The following is an 18,368-nucleotide window of genomic DNA, read 5'->3' as shown; positions in this document are numbered from 1 at the left end:
TACTAACCCTTTTGATTATTTAAATGAAAAAAATCATTTTAAGTTGTCTCTTAATGACATTCTTACACATAAAAGCTCAAACCGAAATTGACGGGATAATGATGAGTAAAAACAACTTTTGCACAGGAGCAATATACCAATACAGCAGTTGGGATAACTACTGGGAAGGTAATTTCAAAAGAACCAATTTAAATCTTGGAACTGTAAGCACAAAATCATTAGCAGTAATGGGTAATTACGGAATTTCGGACAAATTGAATCTATTGTTTAGTTTGCCATATGTAAAAACAAATACTTCTGAAGGAACAATGAAAGGTCAAAAAGGAATACAAGACCTTACTTTAACTTTAAAATACATGCCAATTGAAAAAACAATTGGAAAAAACACCTATTCCATTTATTTTATTGGGAGCTATTCTACTCCACTATCCAATTATGCTGTCGATTATTTACCCTTGAGCTTGGGCCTTGGAAGCAAAACAGGGACATTACGAGTTATGGGAGATTTTCAAAGAGGTAATTTTTTCAGTACCCTTTCTGGAGCTTATATAAAAAGAGCAAACGTTACAATTGAAAGAAATTCCTATTTAACGAATGACGAAATCATCTATTCAAATAAAGTGAATATGCCAGATGCTATTTCGGTTAATTTTAGAACAGGCTATCGCTCTAATCGATTAATAGCCGAATTTATAATTGATAACTGGGTAACACAAAAAGGAGGTTTTGACATTACCAAAAACAATATGCCTTTCCCAAGCAACACTATGAATGCCATACGATATGGCATAAACACAAAATACACACTCAAAAACATACCCGAGTTATCCTTTATAGGAGGCTATAATTATGTAGCTGAAGGTAAAAATGTTGGACAATCCAAAACCGTTTATGGAGGCTTATTTTATATTATCAATTTTGAAAAAAAATCTACGGAAAATGAAAACTAAACTATACCACTCTCTTTTAAATAGTCTTATTATCTGTCTGTCTTTATTTGTTTTTTCTTGTAGTGAAGAGGTTACAGAACATAATGATAATTTTCAGGCTTTAAACCCAACCAATATCGATGCAAACGGCGGCACTTGGAAACCAATTTTACTAACAGCGCCTGATGAATTCTCTATCGATGTTCCAGCAGCAACAAATACAGCTGCCTACACTCGAGAAATTAACGAAATCAAAAGCTACCAAGCAGCTATAACCGAAGAACAAAAAAAGATCATTGCCTATTGGCGAGTGGGCGGTGTTTTACGCTGGAATGAAATTATGCGCACCTTGGTTGCTAGGTACAATCGTCCACCCTATCAAAACGAAGACGGAACGTATCCTGCGCCTTCTGCTGCAAATCCATTCGGGTACCCGCAATTTCCCTTTTCAAATCCACCTTATGCAGCAAGAGCCTATGCGTATGTAAGTGCCGCACAATATGACGCATTAATTTCAGCTTGGCATTACAAAAAATTATACAATAGAGCCGCTCCCTACACTGTAGATGCAACCTTACAAGTATTAGTTCCTAAAAGTACTTTACCCGCCTACCCTTCCGAAGACGGTGTACTGTCTGGAGTAACCGTAGAATTACTAAAATTGCTATTCCCAACAGAGATCGCTTACATACAAGAAAAAGCAGATGAAGAAAAACTATACCGAATCATTAGCGGAGCCAACGTTCGAAGTGATGTGGAAGCTGGAATTGCTCTAGGAAGAAAAATTGCTGCCAAATTCATAACAAGAGCCGCTGGCGATGGAGCAGGTGTAGCAATAGGAACACCAGCAATATGGGCTCAATTAGAATCCAATACTATTGCGAAAGGAGAAACGCCTTGGATCTCTCTTGATGCTCCAAAACGTCCACCGATGCTTCCATTGTTTGGAAATGTAAAATCGTTCTTAATGACGTCAGCTGATGTAGTAGCGAGCCGTCCTGTACCACCTCCATCCACAAAATCTGAGGCTTTTGCAAAAGAACTGGCCGAGATAAAAAAATTTAGCACCAGCAGCACTAAAGAACAACAACGAATTGTGACTTTTTGGGCAGATGGGGTTGGTACTTACACGCCTCCAGGACATTGGAATGCCATTGCAACAGAACATTTTGCACAACAGAATTACAGTGAAATCCGCTGGGCAAGAAATATGGCATTACTTAATCTTGCTATGATGGATGCCGCCATTAGTTGTTGGGATGCCAAGTACTTCTATTTTAACCCAAGACCTTCACAAATGGACACATCGATAAAAACTACAACAGGAATACCTAATTTCCCTGCTTACGTTTCTGGTCATTCTACCTTTAGCGCAGCTGCAGCAACAGTATTGTCACATCTCTTACCTGAATCAAAAGAAAAATTCAATGCCTTCGCCAAAGAGGCATCTAATTCAAGACTATATGGAGCCATTCACTATAGAAGCGATTGTGAAAAAGGATTACTACTAGGTGAAACTGTTGGTGCATTCGCAGTTTCAAGAGCCAAAACAGATGGTGCTGAATAAAGAACAAAAATAAAAAGTTGGTAATATAACAATTGGTTATTGCTTTTATTATCAATGCAGCCTAACAGGATTGAGCCCCTGTTAGGTTTTTAATTCAATCAAATACTATGGAAACACAACTCAACACCTTTTATAGTCAATTCAGTAGAAAAATAGACATTTACAGCGCAATACTACTGAGAGTATCATTAGCTATTGTATACATATGGTTTGGCGCTTTAAAAGTCTTCGAAACAAGCCCTGCAGAACAATTAGTTCAAGAAACCGTATATTGGTTTGAACCCTCCATTTTTGTGCCTATATTAGGAATAGCAGAAATGATGATTGGGGTTGGCCTTTTAATAAAAAAATGGACGCCAATAGTGATACTACTTTTGTTGCTACATATGCTCGTAACCTTTTTTCCAATAGTTATCGTTCCAAAATTATGCTTTGACACCACGCTTTTTTGCCCAACATTAATTGGACAATATATTGTCAAGAATTTAGTGCTAATAGCAGCGGCCTTGACCATAATTGGGAAACATCACCAACAGCAATCAAGCATATAAAACAAGAAAGCCCAACAATTGTTGGGCTTTCTTTTCTATTCTATATTCTCTTAGTCTGCTAAAAGAATTAATTTATTGTCTTTCATTTCAATTGTTCCAGACTCGATATCAAGTGTGTATAATTGATTAGAAACTTTTTTAAATTTAGTTTCTCCTTCGCTTATAAAATCAAAACTATTTGCTGCAATTTTTACAGTTCCTTGTTTTAGTAACGAGACAATTGGCGCGTGATTATTTAAGATTTGAAAACTTCCGTCTACACCTGGAAGGGTGATAGAAGTAATTTCCCCATTAAATAATTTTGCTTCTGCTGATACAATTTCTAAAATCATTTTTTTAGTGATTAGTAATTAGTAATTAGTAATTAGCACCATTTGCATACTGCCACCTTCTAATTGCTAACTGATTTTATGCTTCGGCTAACATTTTCTCTCCTGCTTCGATCGCTTGCTCGATAGTACCTTTAAGGTTGAAAGCAGATTCTGGCAAGTGATCCAATTCACCATCAATAATCATATTAAATCCTTTGATGGTATCTTTAATATCAACCAAAACTCCAGGAATACCCGTAAATTGCTCCGCTACGTGGAAAGGTTGAGATAAGAAACGTTGTACACGACGTGCTCTTGCAACTGCTAATTTATCATCTTCTGACAACTCTTCCATACCAAGGATAGCGATGATATCTTGTAATTGTTTGTATTTTTGAAGAATTTCTTTAACTCTTTGTGCACAATCGTAATGCTCATTTCCTAAGATATGAGGAGTCAAAATTCTTGAAGTAGAATCCAATGGATCTACCGCAGGATAAATACCTAACTCAGCAATTTTACGAGACAATACTGTTGTAGCATCTAAGTGAGCAAATGTAGTTGCGGGAGCAGGGTCAGTTAAGTCATCCGCAGGAACGTAAACCGCTTGTACAGATGTAATAGATCCTTTGTTTGTAGAAGTAATACGCTCTTGCATCGCACCCATCTCAGTTGCCAATGTTGGTTGGTAACCTACCGCAGATGGCATACGTCCTAAAAGTGCTGACACCTCAGAACCTGCTTGCGTAAAACGGAAGATGTTATCCACGAAGAACAATACATCTTTTCCTTGATCAGATCCAGCTCCATCACGGAAATACTCAGCGATAGATAATCCAGAAAGTGCCACACGTGCACGAGCTCCTGGAGGCTCATTCATTTGTCCGAAAACGAAAGTAGCTTTAGACTCTCTCATTCCTGGCATATCAACTTTAGATAAATCCCATCCTCCATTTTCCATAGAGTGCATGAAATCTTCACCATATTTAATAATTCCTGACTCTAACATCTCACGAAGCAAGTCATTTCCTTCACGAGTTCTTTCTCCTACTCCTGCGAATACAGAAAGACCACCGTGACCTTTTGCAATATTGTTAATCAACTCCTGAATCAATACTGTCTTACCAACACCAGCACCACCAAACAATCCAATTTTACCACCTTTTGCATAAGGCTCAATCAAATCGATTACTTTAATACCTGTGAATAAAACTTCAGAAGAAGTAGATAAATCTTCGAATTTCGGAGCTGGTCTGTGGATTGGCAATCCGTTTTCACCTGTTTTAGGCAATTCACCTAAACCATCAATTGCATCTCCAACCACATTAAACAAACGTCCGTAAACGTCTGGACCAATTGGCATTTGAATTGGACTTCCTGTACCAACTACTTCATAACCTCTGCTTAAACCATCTGTAGAGTCCATCGAAATGGTACGAACGGTATTTTCACCAATGTGAGATTGCACTTCTAGTACCAATAAAGTACCATCTTTTCTAGTGACTTCTAATGAGTCATAAATTTTTGGAAGTTCAACATCCTTACCGTTGAAAACTACGTCCACTACTGGGCCAATGATTTGGGCAACTTTTCCTATTACTTTAGACATTACTTATGTATTTATTAAATAGCTATTTAGGTTTGTGAAATTCATCTTCAAAAATCAGGTCTTTCAGATGCTTTTTTCCGTGTGCAAAGATATATTTTTTAAAATACATAATCAACACCTTTTTTTTAAAAAAAATGATATTTTTTATCAAAGTCACAAAAGCCCCCCTCCACTTTCATCAAATTCATTTTTCAAAACAAAAAAACCACCTGCATTATATACAGGTGGTTCATTTGGTTATTGTCCATTTGGTTTTTATAGTGATGCTGGATATAAAATACGATATTGACCGGCATTTACATCTTTAAAGTTCGAACCATATTTTGCATTAATAGCTTGTGCAAAATAATTAGATATGATAGCATAACCTCGAGGGCTTGGATGCACACCATCTAATGAAAACATACCACCAAATATAAAGGCTGAAGTTGTATTGTAACCATTAAACACTAATCCAGGTCCTGCGATTTGATCCATAATTGGGCGCAAATCTACAAAAGCCAATCCCTTTGCATCCGCTACAGCCTTAATGGTAGCATTATATGAATCGGTTGCTGCTTTAATTTCCAAAAACTCTGTAGCAGTTAACGCTGTGCCATCACCCATTGGAAACGTTACACCAATAGTATTAAAACCAGCAGGCGCTCCAGCTTGAGGGGTACCAATAACTCCTCTTGCCGTTAATAGAATGAAATCTTGTTTACCGACAGCACTACTTGCGTGTCTTGCTTGACCATAAAGACCTCCTAAAGCAGCTGCAGTTCCAGCTCCTAAACTAGGAGTTAAGGCAGCTGTAATTTGTGCAGATATATTTGGTAAAGATTCATCCAAAATAAGCAAAGGATTACTTTCTGTCGTCTTTGGATTACCATCATCAGCAACAATTGTAGCAAAACGAGCAGGCAAACTTGCTCCAGCTAATGCCATATTTATTCCTCCAAACAACTGATTAAGTTGACCAGCTTGCGAGGGACTCAATCCAGGAATTGCATTTGTAGGCACCGTTGTGAAAAATGGCAAAGCAGTTACGTATGGCAAATTAGCCACAATACCTTTTGCACCTTTGGCTGTCATTGCATTAACGATATTAGAATATACATTTGCAAAAACAGATGGATCCGTAATATCATTCGCTGCATATGTAGCAGGATTTAAATTCCCTTTTTGATCTTTACCAGTCCCTCCAGAAGTTGCATAACCCAAAACATCATTACCTCCAATCCACAAAGAAAAGAAAGTAGGATCTTGAGCAACAGCATCAGCAACTACGGTTGTTGAGGCAGTTGTTGCAAATCTTGCAAAGTAAGGATTAGCTGAACCAGCAGCTACTCCAGCTACATTTCCATAACCAGGAGCTACCAAATGGTAACTTTTGGCACCTGGAACACTTAAATTATTGAATGGTCCAGTTAATTTAGTCGTTACTTCAGTAGTTGGTTTTCCTGAAACCGGAGCCGGACCAGCTCCGTTAAAAAACAACCTAGGTCCCGAAATCACGTTTCCACCCAAAAGTAAACCTCCAACATTATCTGCCATAAATGGCGTTTTAAAATCGCCTCCACCTGCTAATGCAAATTGGTTGGCCAACAAATTGGCATACGATCCTTCTTGAGCTAATTTAAACAAAGCATTATCACTAAAACCAGCCCCGTAAGAATCTCCTAAAGCAACATATTTTGTTACCACAGCAGTACCTGCTGTTAAAGGCTTTCCATCTGATGAATTCGAATCAATCGTTACTTCATCATCATTATTACAAGCTACAAATGCCAAAGAAGCAATAAGTAACCATTTGAAATTTTTTATCATTGTTCTAATTTTTTTTGATTAATGAATAATTACGGGTTGATTGTCCAAGAAGCAAAGTACTGTTGCCCGATTAATCCAGCCCCCAATACTTGACCATACTCTCTACTACCAATATTAGAAGCTCCAATCTTAATAGTAGATCTCAATGATGGGATTAAATAGTTCAATTGAGCATCAATTACTGTTGCAGCTTCAATTACACCGTCAGCAAAAGAAGATTGCCATAAGTATTCACTGTTCCATCTACCGCTAACATTAAATCCGAAGTTTTTGAATAATTTTTCGTTACCAATAGTCGCTTTAACACGATGCTTCGGTGTATTGAAACCAGCTTCAAAACTTGGGTCCTGAGCTTGATCGAAACTAAACTCTGCATAGTTGTAGTTTACGCCTACTTCGAAATCTTGGTATACTTTTCTAGATAATCCAATTCCAAATCCTAATGATTTGATCTCTAAAGCTGTATTAGTATACAATTGAAATGTTCTAGTATTTCCTGTTCCTAAAGCATGAACTGACTGCCATCCAAGATCAGCTGGATTAGGAGTAGCATTTGGCGTATCTTGAGCAGTACCATACAATGGCGCTACTACATTTAAATTCCCAATAAAATTATTATAGATATTATAATATCCATTAATATCAATAGAAGTATTATTAACAAAAGAACGGTATCCTAATTCAAACGCTTTCACTTCCTCAGGCTTAACAAAGTCAACATTCGTTTTTCTTAATAAAGCAGTATTACCACCCGCTGCAGCAAAAGCAAGTACAGATGAAGCTGTGTAAGAATTGTTGTAGGCATTCAACCCATTAATAGTGGCTGATGTTCCGCCTGCAAATGATTGTCCAAGTGCAGTAGCAACAGGCAAAGTTTCAGAATATCTAGTTAAGTTATCTGGAGCAGATCCTAATAAAATAGCACTACCTACGTTAAATCCGATATATTGATCTTGTGTAGATGGGTTTCTGAAACCTGTTTGAAAAGACCCTCTAAAATTATGATTCTTATTTTGACCTGCAGAATACACTAAGGAAACTCTAGGAGAGTAATTTCCTTTAAAATTTTGTGACTTATCATAACGAATAGATCCAGTAAACTTCAAACGGTCGTCCATCATCTTTTTAGTCGCTTGTGTGTATAATCCATATTCGTTGTAATATATAGGACCATCTGCATCAGTGTAAATACGCCCACCAGAATCCAATTGGTATTGTCTGAATGAGCCACCAACTTGTATTTCAGCAAAAGAAATTAAATCTTTTAGATTATAATTGGCATCAGAGTGATAAATTCTTGAATTGTCAAACAATTTTGAACCTGTTAAAACATCAGGATCCGCAATAACTTGATTAAATGCATTTTTAAAAGCAGCAGTTCCAGGAATTAGTCTACCTGTATCCGCAATTTTTCTTGCGTTGGTATGCGCTTGATCTGGTGTCAAACCTCCTAAGGTACCGGAAACATATGCTCCAGCATATTGACCAAACCAAGTTGTATCGCTTTTCCATTTTCTGTTTACATTAATACCTGTAAACAACATGTCATAAGAAGAACCACCATCCTCAGTAGTAAAATAACCTCTTACAAAGAAATTTTTTCCTTTAAACTCAATTTTATGCTGTTGCATAAAGAAATTATTCAAATAATAACGATTTGCTCCCTGGTATATGGTGTTACCAAAACCAAATTTACTTTGCCAAATCACTTCTAATTTTTCATCACCAAATGGGCGGTAATGTAAAGAGAAATCTATCTTAGTATTCGCAACTTTATTATCGGTCAAATCCACCTCATTGTAACCCGTTCTACTTACAGTAGTGTTTGGCAACAAATTCACTGCAGATGCAGGAATCAATCCTTGTGCAGCTAATGCAGTACCTACATTTCTAATATTGGTCGCTACTTCATCACCATACACATTGATACCATCATAATTTATAGTATTTCTATCTATACCAGCTCTCGTCTTATCATCATAATTTACCGCATGCCACTCTGTACCTCTCATAACTGAGAAATTAGCCTTTGCTGCAAAATAAGGACTAAACACTCCTGCCATTCTCACACCATAATCATAATAATCATTAGTCCCCGCAGCTTGTTGGCTTGTTTGACCAAACTTAGCATAGGCAGTAATTCCAGGAGAAGAAAACGGATTTTTACTATTCATAAACAAAATTCCATTGAAAGCATTAGCTCCATATAATGCAGAAGATGCTCCTGGCAATAGCTCAACACTTTGTACATCAATCTCCGAAAGACCTATAAGGTTACCCAATGGAAAGTTTAACAGCGGTGAAGAGTTATCCATTCCATCTACCAACTGCATAAATCTTGTATTTGCAACAGAAGCAAATCCACGAGTATTGATAGACTTAAATGACATACTTGAAGTATTCATTTGCACTTCTTTCATATTCTCTAATCCATCATAAAAAGATGGCGATGCTGTTTTCTTAACATCAGCAATACCCATTCTTTCAATAGTTACCGGAGATTCTAAAACTCGCTCTGGAGTTCTTGAGGCAGAAACTACAATTTCATCCAATTTAGTTTCTTCATCTAATAATTTTACTGTTATCTTTTCACTATAAGATTTTACAGTCAGAATTTGAGTTGTAAAACCCAAACTTGAAATTTCAATCTTTGCAGGCAGAGATTGAACAGACTTCAAGATAAACTTACCGTCAAAATCGGTAGCAGTACTTGCATCTTGCCCGATGACTTTAACATTGACACCAGGAATTGGCTGGCCATTACGGTCGGAAACAGACCCTGAAATTGAATTTTGAGCAAAAGTTAAGCCACAAAAAAACAATGACAAAAAAAGTAAATAAATTCTCATTAGGTTCGAGTTAATTGGTTTAGGTCGTAAATGTAAAAATATTTTTGATATTAATAAAAATAGGCATAAAAAACTGCCGAAATAGCATTAAAAAGGGCTTAAAAAAACCAATTTATTGTTGCGTACTTTTTAATAAAAACAGATTTTTAGGTTAAATGGATAAATAAAAAATTATGCATGCATAATAAATTGTATTAATCGTACTTTTTATGGTGTTTTTTTAAATTTTTAATAAAAATGATTTTATCAACGAAATCGATTGAAAAAAGCAACAAAAAAGCATAAAAAAACCCCAAATACCTACGTATTTGGGGTCTTTATTATGGTCAAAAAAATTATTCTACCGTAACGGATTTAGCTAAATTTCTAGGTTGATCTACATTACAACCTCTCAATACAGCTATATGATACGACAATAACTGAAGCGGGATTGTAGTAATTAGAGGCGATAACGCATCTGACGTCTCTGGAATTTCAATTACAAAATCAGCCAAATCTCTAACTTGCGTATCACCTTTTGTAACAACAGCGATAATACGACCACTTCTGGATTTTATTTCTTGAATATTACTTACAATCTTATCATAATGCCCTTGCTTAGGTGCAATAACGATAACTGGCATTTGCTCATCAATCAAAGCAATTGGACCATGTTTCATCTCAGCCGCAGGATATCCCTCAGCATGAATATATGATATTTCCTTTAACTTTAAAGCGCCTTCTAATGCTACAGGAAAATTATAACCACGACCTAAATACAAACAATTTGGAGCATCTTTAAACGTAGCAGCGATAACTTTTGCCTGTTCGTTAGTTTCTAAAGCTTCTAAGACTTTGCTTGGAATAAACTCCAATTCTTGCAAATACGTTCTATAGTCAGACTGCGTTAAAGTTCCTTTCGCTTTTGCCAAACGCAAGGCGATCATATTTAAAACTGTAATTTGAGTGGTAAACGCTTTAGTAGAAGCAACCCCAATTTCAGGTCCTGCATGCGTGTAAGCTCCTGCATGTGTCTCTCTCGAAATTGAAGATCCAACAACATTACAAACACCAAAAACGAAAGCTCCGTGCTCTTTGGCTAATTTAATAGCCGCCATCGTGTCTGCAGTTTCTCCAGATTGCGAAATAGCAATCACAACATCTTTACTTGTAATAATTGGATTACGGTATCTAAATTCAGATGCATACTCTACCTCTACAGGTATCCTAGTAAACTCTTCAAATACATATTCAGCAACCAAACCAGCATGCCAAGAAGTACCACAAGCGACAATAATAATACGATCTGCATTTAAAAATTTTTCTAAATTATCTTCAACACCAGCCATTTGAATAATACCATCATTAGCATGAAGTCTTCCTCTATAGGTATCTTTTATAACACTAGGTTGCTCATAAATTTCTTTTAGCATAAAATGCTCATAACCTCCTTTTTCAATTTGCTCCAAATTCATTTGAAGCTCTTGAATATAAGGATCAACCAAAGAATCGTCCATTATTTTTCGAACTTTCATTGGCCTATGCAAACGAATATTAGCCATCTCACCATCTTCTAAATAAACAGCATTAGAAGTGTATTCAATAAATGGTGAAGCGTCAGATGCAATAAAGTACTCTCCTTCACCAACACCAATAGCCAAAGGACTACCTAAACGCGCTGCAACAATTTCATTAGGATTTTTTTTGTCAAAAACAGCAATAGCATAAGCACCTACAACTTGATTTAAAGCCAATTGAACTGCTTTTCCAAGTTTTAATTTTTCCTTTTTTTGAACTTCTTCAATTAGATTTACTAAAACTTCGGTATCTGTATCTGAGTGAAAAACATACCCTCTTTTAATTAACTCTTGTTTTAAAGGAGCATAATTTTCAATAATACCATTGTGAATTATTGTAAGATCACCAGAATTAGAAACATGTGGATGCGAATTCACATCATTTGGAACACCATGAGTAGCCCAACGTGTATGCCCCATACCAATAGTCCCATTTACAGCAATCTCTGAATTCGATTTAATCTCTAAATCAGATACTTTACCCTTAGTCTTACTAAGCTTGATATCATGCCCATCATATACCATGATTCCAGCACTATCATAACCTCTATACTCTAAACGCTTTAACCCTTTTATAACTATCGGGTAAGCCTCTCTGTAGCCTATATATCCAACAATTCCACACATACTATATTTTATATTAATTAGGTTTGGTATAAATTATCTCTAAACGTAGGCGTTTGTTTTCTGGCACAGCAGGATTCGAACCAAAAAGAACAGTACCTAAAGGATTAAAAATTGATGCTGTTGGTACTACAGAAAAAAGACTATTAGGCGTCTTTAGCTTGTTGAATGATGCAACAGCAATATTTTCTGTAACAACAACACCTAATTTAACATTCGTAGAATCCGCATTCTTTATCAAGTTTTTTATTTGATTCGTAATACGAACTTTATAAGTCAAACCTCTACCATTAGTAATCGCTTCCTTCCTTAAGATACCATCAAAAATAAATTTATTGAATTTTTCTTTACCGCCACCTGCCGTAGTATTATCTGTTAAATAATCTAAAACAGCAGTTTTATTGGTCAAATTGTATACATAAATCCTATTGGGCTCTACAGAGTTTTTCATCGCATCAGTATCTATATTAAATACTAAATTTGCTTCATTGATTAACCATCCACTTTTTCTTAATGTTTCAAGTTCATCTGCAACTCCATTATTATTGTTGTCTGGTCCAAACAATTCAATAACGGCATTTGAACCTACTCCACCTTTTAAGTATAATTTAGAGTCCCCTAAAGTACTATTTGGACTGCTTATCGCTGATAAATAAGCAGCATTTGTATTTGATTCTTCGAAAAAATTAACTGTATTCCCTTTTAAATTAAGGTCTAACGTTTTATTGACTCTCTTTACAGTAGTAACACCATTTGCAGTAGTCGACTGATCTTCTTTGTAATACAATCTAATAACTCCTTTTGCAAAGTTGATACTAGCCATATTTTCAGCTGCTGCTGTCTTTTCTACTTTAAAATACAAACCTCTAAAGTAGTCCTTCAATGCTGAATTTGTAGTTAACTTACCACTAGGAGCATTCAAAATTTTAGAAGTAAAAAAAGAGTTATTCAACTTCAATCGCATTGCTGGAGCTGTACGAGTAGTGGTTGTTTTTTTGGTATCCTCGTCAGTTGTCTTTTCAGCAATTTCTGTTGGATCAAAATAAAAAGCATCATTCTCTTTGGCGTCAGCAGCATCGTTTAGTCTGCTACCTATTTTCAAGCCATCAAAATCATTTTTTTGATTACTGTAATAAGCTTGTTTTTCTTTAAAATTAGTTGCAGGATCTAAATCTCGCATAAAATAACCGGATTCATAAATACTTAATCTAAAAGGCGCTTTGGAGGTTCCATAAATAGAATCTAATTCATAGGTTTTAATGCCGTTTGTAGTATTGGTATTTGTAACGGTATTGAAGTAAGGAATATTCAAAACAACACTGTCCATAACTGCATTTGCACCAATAGTAGGATCTACAGATGCTAACTCTAATTGAGTCGCAAAACTTGCGGTAGTGGTACCAAAAGCGGCATTCGTATAAATCCCTAAAGTATTAATAGGTAAATTGTCTGATTGAATAGCACCTGTACTTTGATTATATGCTTTTACAGCATAATATTCTTTCCCTAATTCAAAATTATTATCACCAATCAAATCTTCTCCAACAACATTGTAGTCTTTGTCACAAGAAAAAAACATAAAAAAACTACAAATAAAAATTAACTTCTTTAAGAAAGCCGTATTGTACATAAATTGCGTAAAGTTAAATTAAATCACCTCATTTGAATAGAAATTGGTGTACGCCTCAGCGAAACCATCTTTCGGTGCGAAAGGTAAAAAAGGTTTATTGGAAGATTCTATAAATTTTGTTAAACTTGGAGACAAACTATCTGAAGCAATTATTACAGCATCTGAGTTAAGAATTGCTGTCTTTAAAATATTTTCATAATTTGGAAGTTCTAAATCTGCTATGGCTTCGTGCGGAACCCCATCAAACTTCACTTTATTAATCATTTCAACATCTAAAGTCTCAGAAAAAGATTCAGCATAAACCGAAGTAACGATTTTTGTCTCAGAAAATAACGCCTCGTTTTTATAATAGTGTTTCATATAAACCGGCAACATTGATGCCAACCAACCGTGAACATGGATAATATCTGGAACCCAATTTAATTTCTTAACGGTTTCTACAACGCCTTTGGCAAAAAAGATTGCGCGTTCATCATTATCAGGATACATCACACCATCTTCATCAGCAAAAGTTGCTTTTCGCTTGAAGTATTCATCATTATCAATAAAATAAACCTGAATTCTCTCTTTTGGTATAGACGCAACTTTTATAATCAATGGCATATCGAGATCGTTGACCACTAAATTCATCCCAGAGAGACGAATTACCTCATGCAATTGATGTCTTCTCTCATTAATATTTCCATATCTCGGCATGAATATTCTTATCTGTCCACCCTGATCATTAATCATTTTTGGAACGTCGTAAGACATTAAAGAGACCTCATTCTCAGCAAGATAAGGAACAACTTCAGATGACACGTATAATATCCTCTTATCTTTCATAGTAGTATTTACTTTTTGTATTGGCAATAAAAACGTTGCAAAATTACAAAATTTTATGCAGTTATGGACTAAAATATTAAGTTTGCACCTAATTTTAATAAAATAACCATGCAAATCTTCAATAAAAACATCGCTTTAAGAGAATTCTTGGCAACAGTTAAGACCAACAATTCTACTATTGGTTTTGTACCAACGATGGGAGCATTGCATGATGGCCATTTGGCGCTAATGAAACAGTCTTTGCTAGAAAACGATTTTACCGTTGTTAGTATTTTTGTAAATCCAACACAATTCAATAATCCAGAAGACTTAGCCAAATACCCAAGAACACTTGAGGCTGATGTTAAAAAAATGAGTGCTTTGAACGATAACATAATTGTCTTCGCACCAACAGTTGAGGATATTTATGAAGGAAAAACAACCTCACAATCATTTGATTATGATGGATTAGAACATCAAATGGAAGGACAGTTTAGACCTGGTCATTTTGATGGTGTAGGAACTATTGTAAAACGACTGTTTGATATAGTTTCACCAACAAGAGCTTATTTTGGAGAGAAGGATTTTCAACAACTTCAGATAGTAAAAAAATTAGTGGCTAAATACCACATTCCCGTTGAAATTGTTGGATGTCCAATACACAGAGAACCAAGTGGTTTAGCCATGAGTTCTCGTAACGAGAGGTTAAGCAGTAATGAAAGAAAAGAAGCAGCCATAATTTACGCTATTTTAAAAGAGGCCAAAGAAAGATTTCAAACACAAGAAGCTGATTTAGTGGAAGATTGGGTAAAAAAAGAATTCAAAAAACACCCTTTATTCGAATTAGAATATTTCGTAATTGCTGACGAATCGACACTTTTACCTATCACTTTTAGAGAAAAATCCAAAAATTATCGCGCTTTTATCGCAGTTTTTGTTAACAACATCCGTTTGATTGACACAATTACATTAAATTAATTACCTTTGCCGCATGCAAATTCAAGTAGTAAAATCTAAGATTCATCGTGTAAAAGTTACAGGCGCCGATTTAAATTATATCGGTAGCATTACTATTGATGAAGCCTTGTTAGACGCCTCCAACATTATTGAAGGCGAAAAAGTTTCAATTGTAAACATCAATAACGGCGAGCGTTTTGAGACCTATGCCATCAAAGGTGAAAGAAACTCTGGAACCATCACTCTAAATGGTCCAGCTGCCAGAAAAGTTCAAAAAGACGATATCATCATTATCATCTCTTACGCAACTTTAGAATTTGAAGAAGCCAAAACTTTTAAACCTTGGATTGTTTTCCCTAACGAAAACGACAATTCTCTTACCTAGTTCCTTTTTTATTTGTCTAAAGACTAACTTTCAAGACGCTATTGCATTTGCTTTTATGACTTTAAAAGCAACTAATCTATGCTATTTATTCATAAAATAAATTAAAATAGTATCTTGCTCTGTTTTTAATTCAAACCTAATTTAGACTCCCCAAATCATGAAAAAGGTCCTTTTTATGCTATTCTTTTCGATAGCCCTTTATGCTCAAAACAAAACCGAATCTTTTGATTCTGAAAAGTTAGCCGAAAAACGAGAAATCACCATAAGTTTATCTCCTTCTTACGAAAAAAATACGGCTAAAAAATATCCACTTTTGATATTATTAGATGGCGATTTTTTGTTCGATCCCTTTTATGGCGCACTTTCTTATGGTAGTTATTGGGATGATTTTCCTGAGACAATAATCGTTGGTATTCATCAAAATCATAACGATGAGCGGGTTGACGATAGCGAATTTGAAGATGCACAAGGTCTTCCTGCCGAAAAAGGTGCTGCATTTTATGAGTTTATAGGTCAAGAATTGCTTCCTTATATTGAAAAAAAATACCGCGTAGCCCCATTCCGAATGATTGCTGGACTTGATACTACGGCTGGTTATTTGAACTTTTTTCTGTACAAAGAAAATCCGCTTTTTAACGCTTACATTTCATTAAATCCCGAACTAGCACCACTAATGGAAAAAAGAGTGGCTGAGCAATTAAGCGCAGCAAAAGGCCCCGTTTTTTATTACTTATCAACTAGTGAAGACGAGATAAAACAATTGTCAGAACCTATCAAAATGCTGAATGAAAACATCAAAAAAGACAACAATCCATTAGTCAATTACAAATTTGAATCATTCAAAGGTGCGGGACATTATTCACAAACCTTATATGCTATTCCAAGTGCCTTGCATCAAATTTTTGAATCTTACAAGCCCATTACTTCTTTAGAGTTTAGTAATAAAATCGCCTTATTACCTTCTGGCTACGTAGATTATTTAGAAAAAAAATATAGCACTTTAAACGAAGCTTTACATCTTGAAATTCCGATTAGAATTAATGATTTCAAAGCTATTGAAGCTGCTATTTTAAAAAACAATGCTTTTAGCGAATTGGATCAATTGGCAATTTTGGCCGATAAGTATTATCCAAAATCAATGCTTGCGGAATATGAATTAGGCTTAATGTATGAAAAGCAAGAAGACTTCAAAAAAGCGATGAAGCGCTACCAAAATGCCTCACAAATGCAAGAAATAGGAGCATTAACAAAAACAATGATGCTAGAGAAATACGACTTAATGTTGAGTAAAATTGCACCTAAAAAATAATGACCAAAGTAAAAACTACCTTTTTTTGTCAAAATTGTGGCGCTCAATATGCCAAATGGCAAGGACAATGTAATTCCTGCAAAGAATGGAACACCATTGCAGAAGAAATTATACAAAAACAAGAAAAAGTAGCTTGGAAAAGCGAACCTGTTTCTTTGAGTAAAGCGCCACGTCCATTGCGCATAAACGAAATTGATTCAACAGCTGAAATTAGACTAGACACCACCGATGCCGAACTGAATCGTGTTTTAGGAGGTGGAATTGTTCCTGGTTCACTGATTTTGTTAGGCGGAGAACCGGGGATTGGAAAAAGTACACTGCTACTCCAAATTTCGTTAAAACTGCCTTACAAAACCTTGTATGTTTCTGGGGAAGAAAGTCAAAAGCAAATCAAGATGCGTGCAGAACGCATTACTCCCAATGGAGACAATTGCTATATTTTGACCGAAACCAAAACACAAAACATCTTTAAGCAAATCGAAACGATGCAGCCTGAGATTGTAATCATCGATTCGATTCAAACACTGCATACGGATTATATTGAATCAACTGCTGGAAGCATTTCTCAAATTAGAGAAACCACCGCAGAGTTGATTAAATTTGCCAAAGAAACCAACGTTCCCGTGATTCTTATTGGCCACATCACCAAAGATGGCACAATTGCCGGCCCAAAGATTCTGGAACATATGGTGGACACTGTTTTGCAATTTGAAGGCGACCGAAACCACGTGTACCGCATTCTTCGTTCACTTAAAAACCGTTTTGGCTCCACTGCTGAAATAGGTATTTATGAAATGTTGGGCAGCGGCTTACGCGAAGTTTCAAATCCGTCTGAAATATTGATTTCGCATAAAGACGAACAACTCTCAGGAACTGCTATTGCCACTACATTAGAAGGTATGCGACCTTTAATGATAGAAATACAAGCGCTTGTAAGTACCGCTGTTTACGGAACACCTCAACGAAGCACAACAGGTTACAACGCCAAACGACTAAATATGATTTTGGCTGTTTTAGAAAAAAGGGCTGGTTTCCGATTAGGGGCCAAAGATGTCTTCTTGAACGTAACAGGTGGTCTATCAGTGGATGACCCAGCGATTGATTTGGCTGTCGTTGCCGCCATCTTATCTTCAAACGAAGACATTCCTATCCATAAAGATTTTTGTTTTGCTGGAGAAGTTGGACTTTCAGGAGAAATTCGTCCTGTGAATCGAGTTGACCAACGCATACAAGAAGCCGAAAAACTGGGTTTCTCTACCATATTCGTTTCAAAATACAACAAGATTGCAATTAAAAATACCGGGATTCAAATTCGGTTAGTCACAAAAATTGAAGATGTAGCAGCCGAACTCTTTGGGTAACTCAAACCCCTAGCCCTGATGGGAGCGGCATCCTTTTATACTAGAAACCCTTTCAGTTTTACTAACTGAAAGGGTTTCTAGTATAAAAGATATAGCGTACAGCAGGAAAAAGCTCCT

General features: G+C 35.9%; 14 protein-coding genes. 7 read left to right on the top strand and 7 right to left on the bottom strand.

All coding sequences use genetic code 11. From position 1 onward, the window contains the following. Positions 1–53 precede the first annotated feature (53 nt). The 3 genes from FLAVO9AF_RS12875 (at position 54) to FLAVO9AF_RS12865 (ending at position 3,047) form a co-directional block, all read left to right on the top strand. Positions 54–950 carry a hypothetical protein gene (locus FLAVO9AF_RS12875; RefSeq protein WP_236552322.1) on the top strand — a complete coding sequence of 299 codons (897 nt, stop codon included), beginning with the start codon at positions 54–56 and terminating at the stop codon, positions 948–950. Continuing rightward, complete coding sequence (locus FLAVO9AF_RS12870; RefSeq protein ID WP_159689504.1) at positions 940–2,496, top strand: phosphatase PAP2 family protein; 1,557 nt, start codon at positions 940–942, stop codon at positions 2,494–2,496. Before FLAVO9AF_RS12875 ends, FLAVO9AF_RS12870 begins: the two co-directional genes overlap by 11 nt. Before the next feature lie 107 nt (positions 2,497–2,603). Continuing rightward, positions 2,604–3,047, top strand: a complete 444-nt coding sequence (locus FLAVO9AF_RS12865; protein ID WP_159689498.1) for a DoxX family membrane protein — start codon at positions 2,604–2,606, stop codon at positions 3,045–3,047. Between the two features lie 50 nt (positions 3,048–3,097). On the opposite strand, the gene FLAVO9AF_RS12860 is transcribed toward FLAVO9AF_RS12865, so the two are convergent. From FLAVO9AF_RS12860 to FLAVO9AF_RS12830, 7 genes are all read right to left on the bottom strand, one after another. Then, complete coding sequence (locus tag FLAVO9AF_RS12860) at positions 3,098–3,379, bottom strand: F0F1 ATP synthase subunit epsilon (RefSeq protein WP_024979835.1); 282 nt, start codon at positions 3,377–3,379, stop codon at positions 3,098–3,100. A gap of 76 nt (positions 3,380–3,455) precedes the next feature. Beyond that, complete coding sequence (atpD, locus tag FLAVO9AF_RS12855; protein ID WP_159689493.1) at positions 3,456–4,967, bottom strand: F0F1 ATP synthase subunit beta; 1,512 nt, start codon at positions 4,965–4,967, stop codon at positions 3,456–3,458. Between the two features lie 255 nt (positions 4,968–5,222). Further along, on the bottom strand, positions 5,223–6,776 hold the full coding sequence (locus tag FLAVO9AF_RS12850; protein ID WP_159689489.1) for a G-D-S-L family lipolytic protein: 1,554 nt from the start codon (positions 6,774–6,776) through the stop codon (positions 5,223–5,225). A gap of 29 nt (positions 6,777–6,805) precedes the next feature. Further along, positions 6,806–9,625 (bottom strand): TonB-dependent receptor, encoded by a 2,820-nt coding sequence (locus tag FLAVO9AF_RS12845; RefSeq protein ID WP_159689486.1) that lies wholly within the window; start codon positions 9,623–9,625, stop codon positions 6,806–6,808. 335 nt (positions 9,626–9,960) lie between these two features. Then, entirely contained in the window at positions 9,961–11,808 is a 1,848-nt protein-coding gene (gene glmS, locus FLAVO9AF_RS12840) for a glutamine--fructose-6-phosphate transaminase (isomerizing) (protein ID WP_159689479.1), read from the bottom strand. A gap of 13 nt (positions 11,809–11,821) precedes the next feature. Next, a complete protein-coding gene (locus tag FLAVO9AF_RS12835) occupies positions 11,822–13,435 on the bottom strand; it encodes a DUF4270 domain-containing protein (protein WP_159689476.1) in 1,614 nt (537 codons plus the stop codon). A gap of 18 nt (positions 13,436–13,453) precedes the next feature. Next, positions 13,454–14,260 (bottom strand): glycogen/starch synthase, encoded by an 807-nt coding sequence (locus FLAVO9AF_RS12830; RefSeq protein ID WP_159689473.1) that lies wholly within the window; start codon positions 14,258–14,260, stop codon positions 13,454–13,456. A 108-nt stretch (positions 14,261–14,368) separates the two neighbouring features. On the opposite strand from FLAVO9AF_RS12830, the gene panC reads away from it, so the two are divergent. The 4 genes from panC to radA all read left to right on the top strand — a co-directional run bounded on the left by panC (position 14,369) and on the right by radA (position 18,251). Next, complete coding sequence (gene panC, locus FLAVO9AF_RS12825) at positions 14,369–15,217, top strand: pantoate--beta-alanine ligase (protein WP_159689470.1); 849 nt, start codon at positions 14,369–14,371, stop codon at positions 15,215–15,217. A 13-nt stretch (positions 15,218–15,230) separates the two neighbouring features. Further along, entirely contained in the window at positions 15,231–15,581 is a 351-nt protein-coding gene (gene panD, locus FLAVO9AF_RS12820; RefSeq protein ID WP_159689466.1) for an aspartate 1-decarboxylase, read from the top strand. Positions 15,582–15,738: 157 nt separating this feature from the next. Further along, complete coding sequence (locus tag FLAVO9AF_RS12815) at positions 15,739–16,890, top strand: alpha/beta hydrolase (protein ID WP_159689463.1); 1,152 nt, start codon at positions 15,739–15,741, stop codon at positions 16,888–16,890. Next, the gene (gene radA, locus FLAVO9AF_RS12810) at positions 16,890–18,251 is read left to right on the top strand and encodes a DNA repair protein RadA (protein ID WP_159689460.1); all 1,362 of its coding nucleotides are present in this window, start codon (positions 16,890–16,892) and stop codon (positions 18,249–18,251) included. Before FLAVO9AF_RS12815 ends, radA begins: the two co-directional genes overlap by 1 nt. Positions 18,252–18,368 lie beyond the last annotated feature (117 nt).

It is taken from the genome of Flavobacterium sp. 9R (genome assembly GCF_902506345.1).
In the GTDB taxonomy this organism is placed as follows: Bacteria; Bacteroidota; Bacteroidia; order Flavobacteriales; family Flavobacteriaceae; genus Flavobacterium.
The sequence above is the reverse complement of the archived record's forward strand: the minus strand, read 5'-3'. Positions and strand labels throughout refer to the sequence as shown.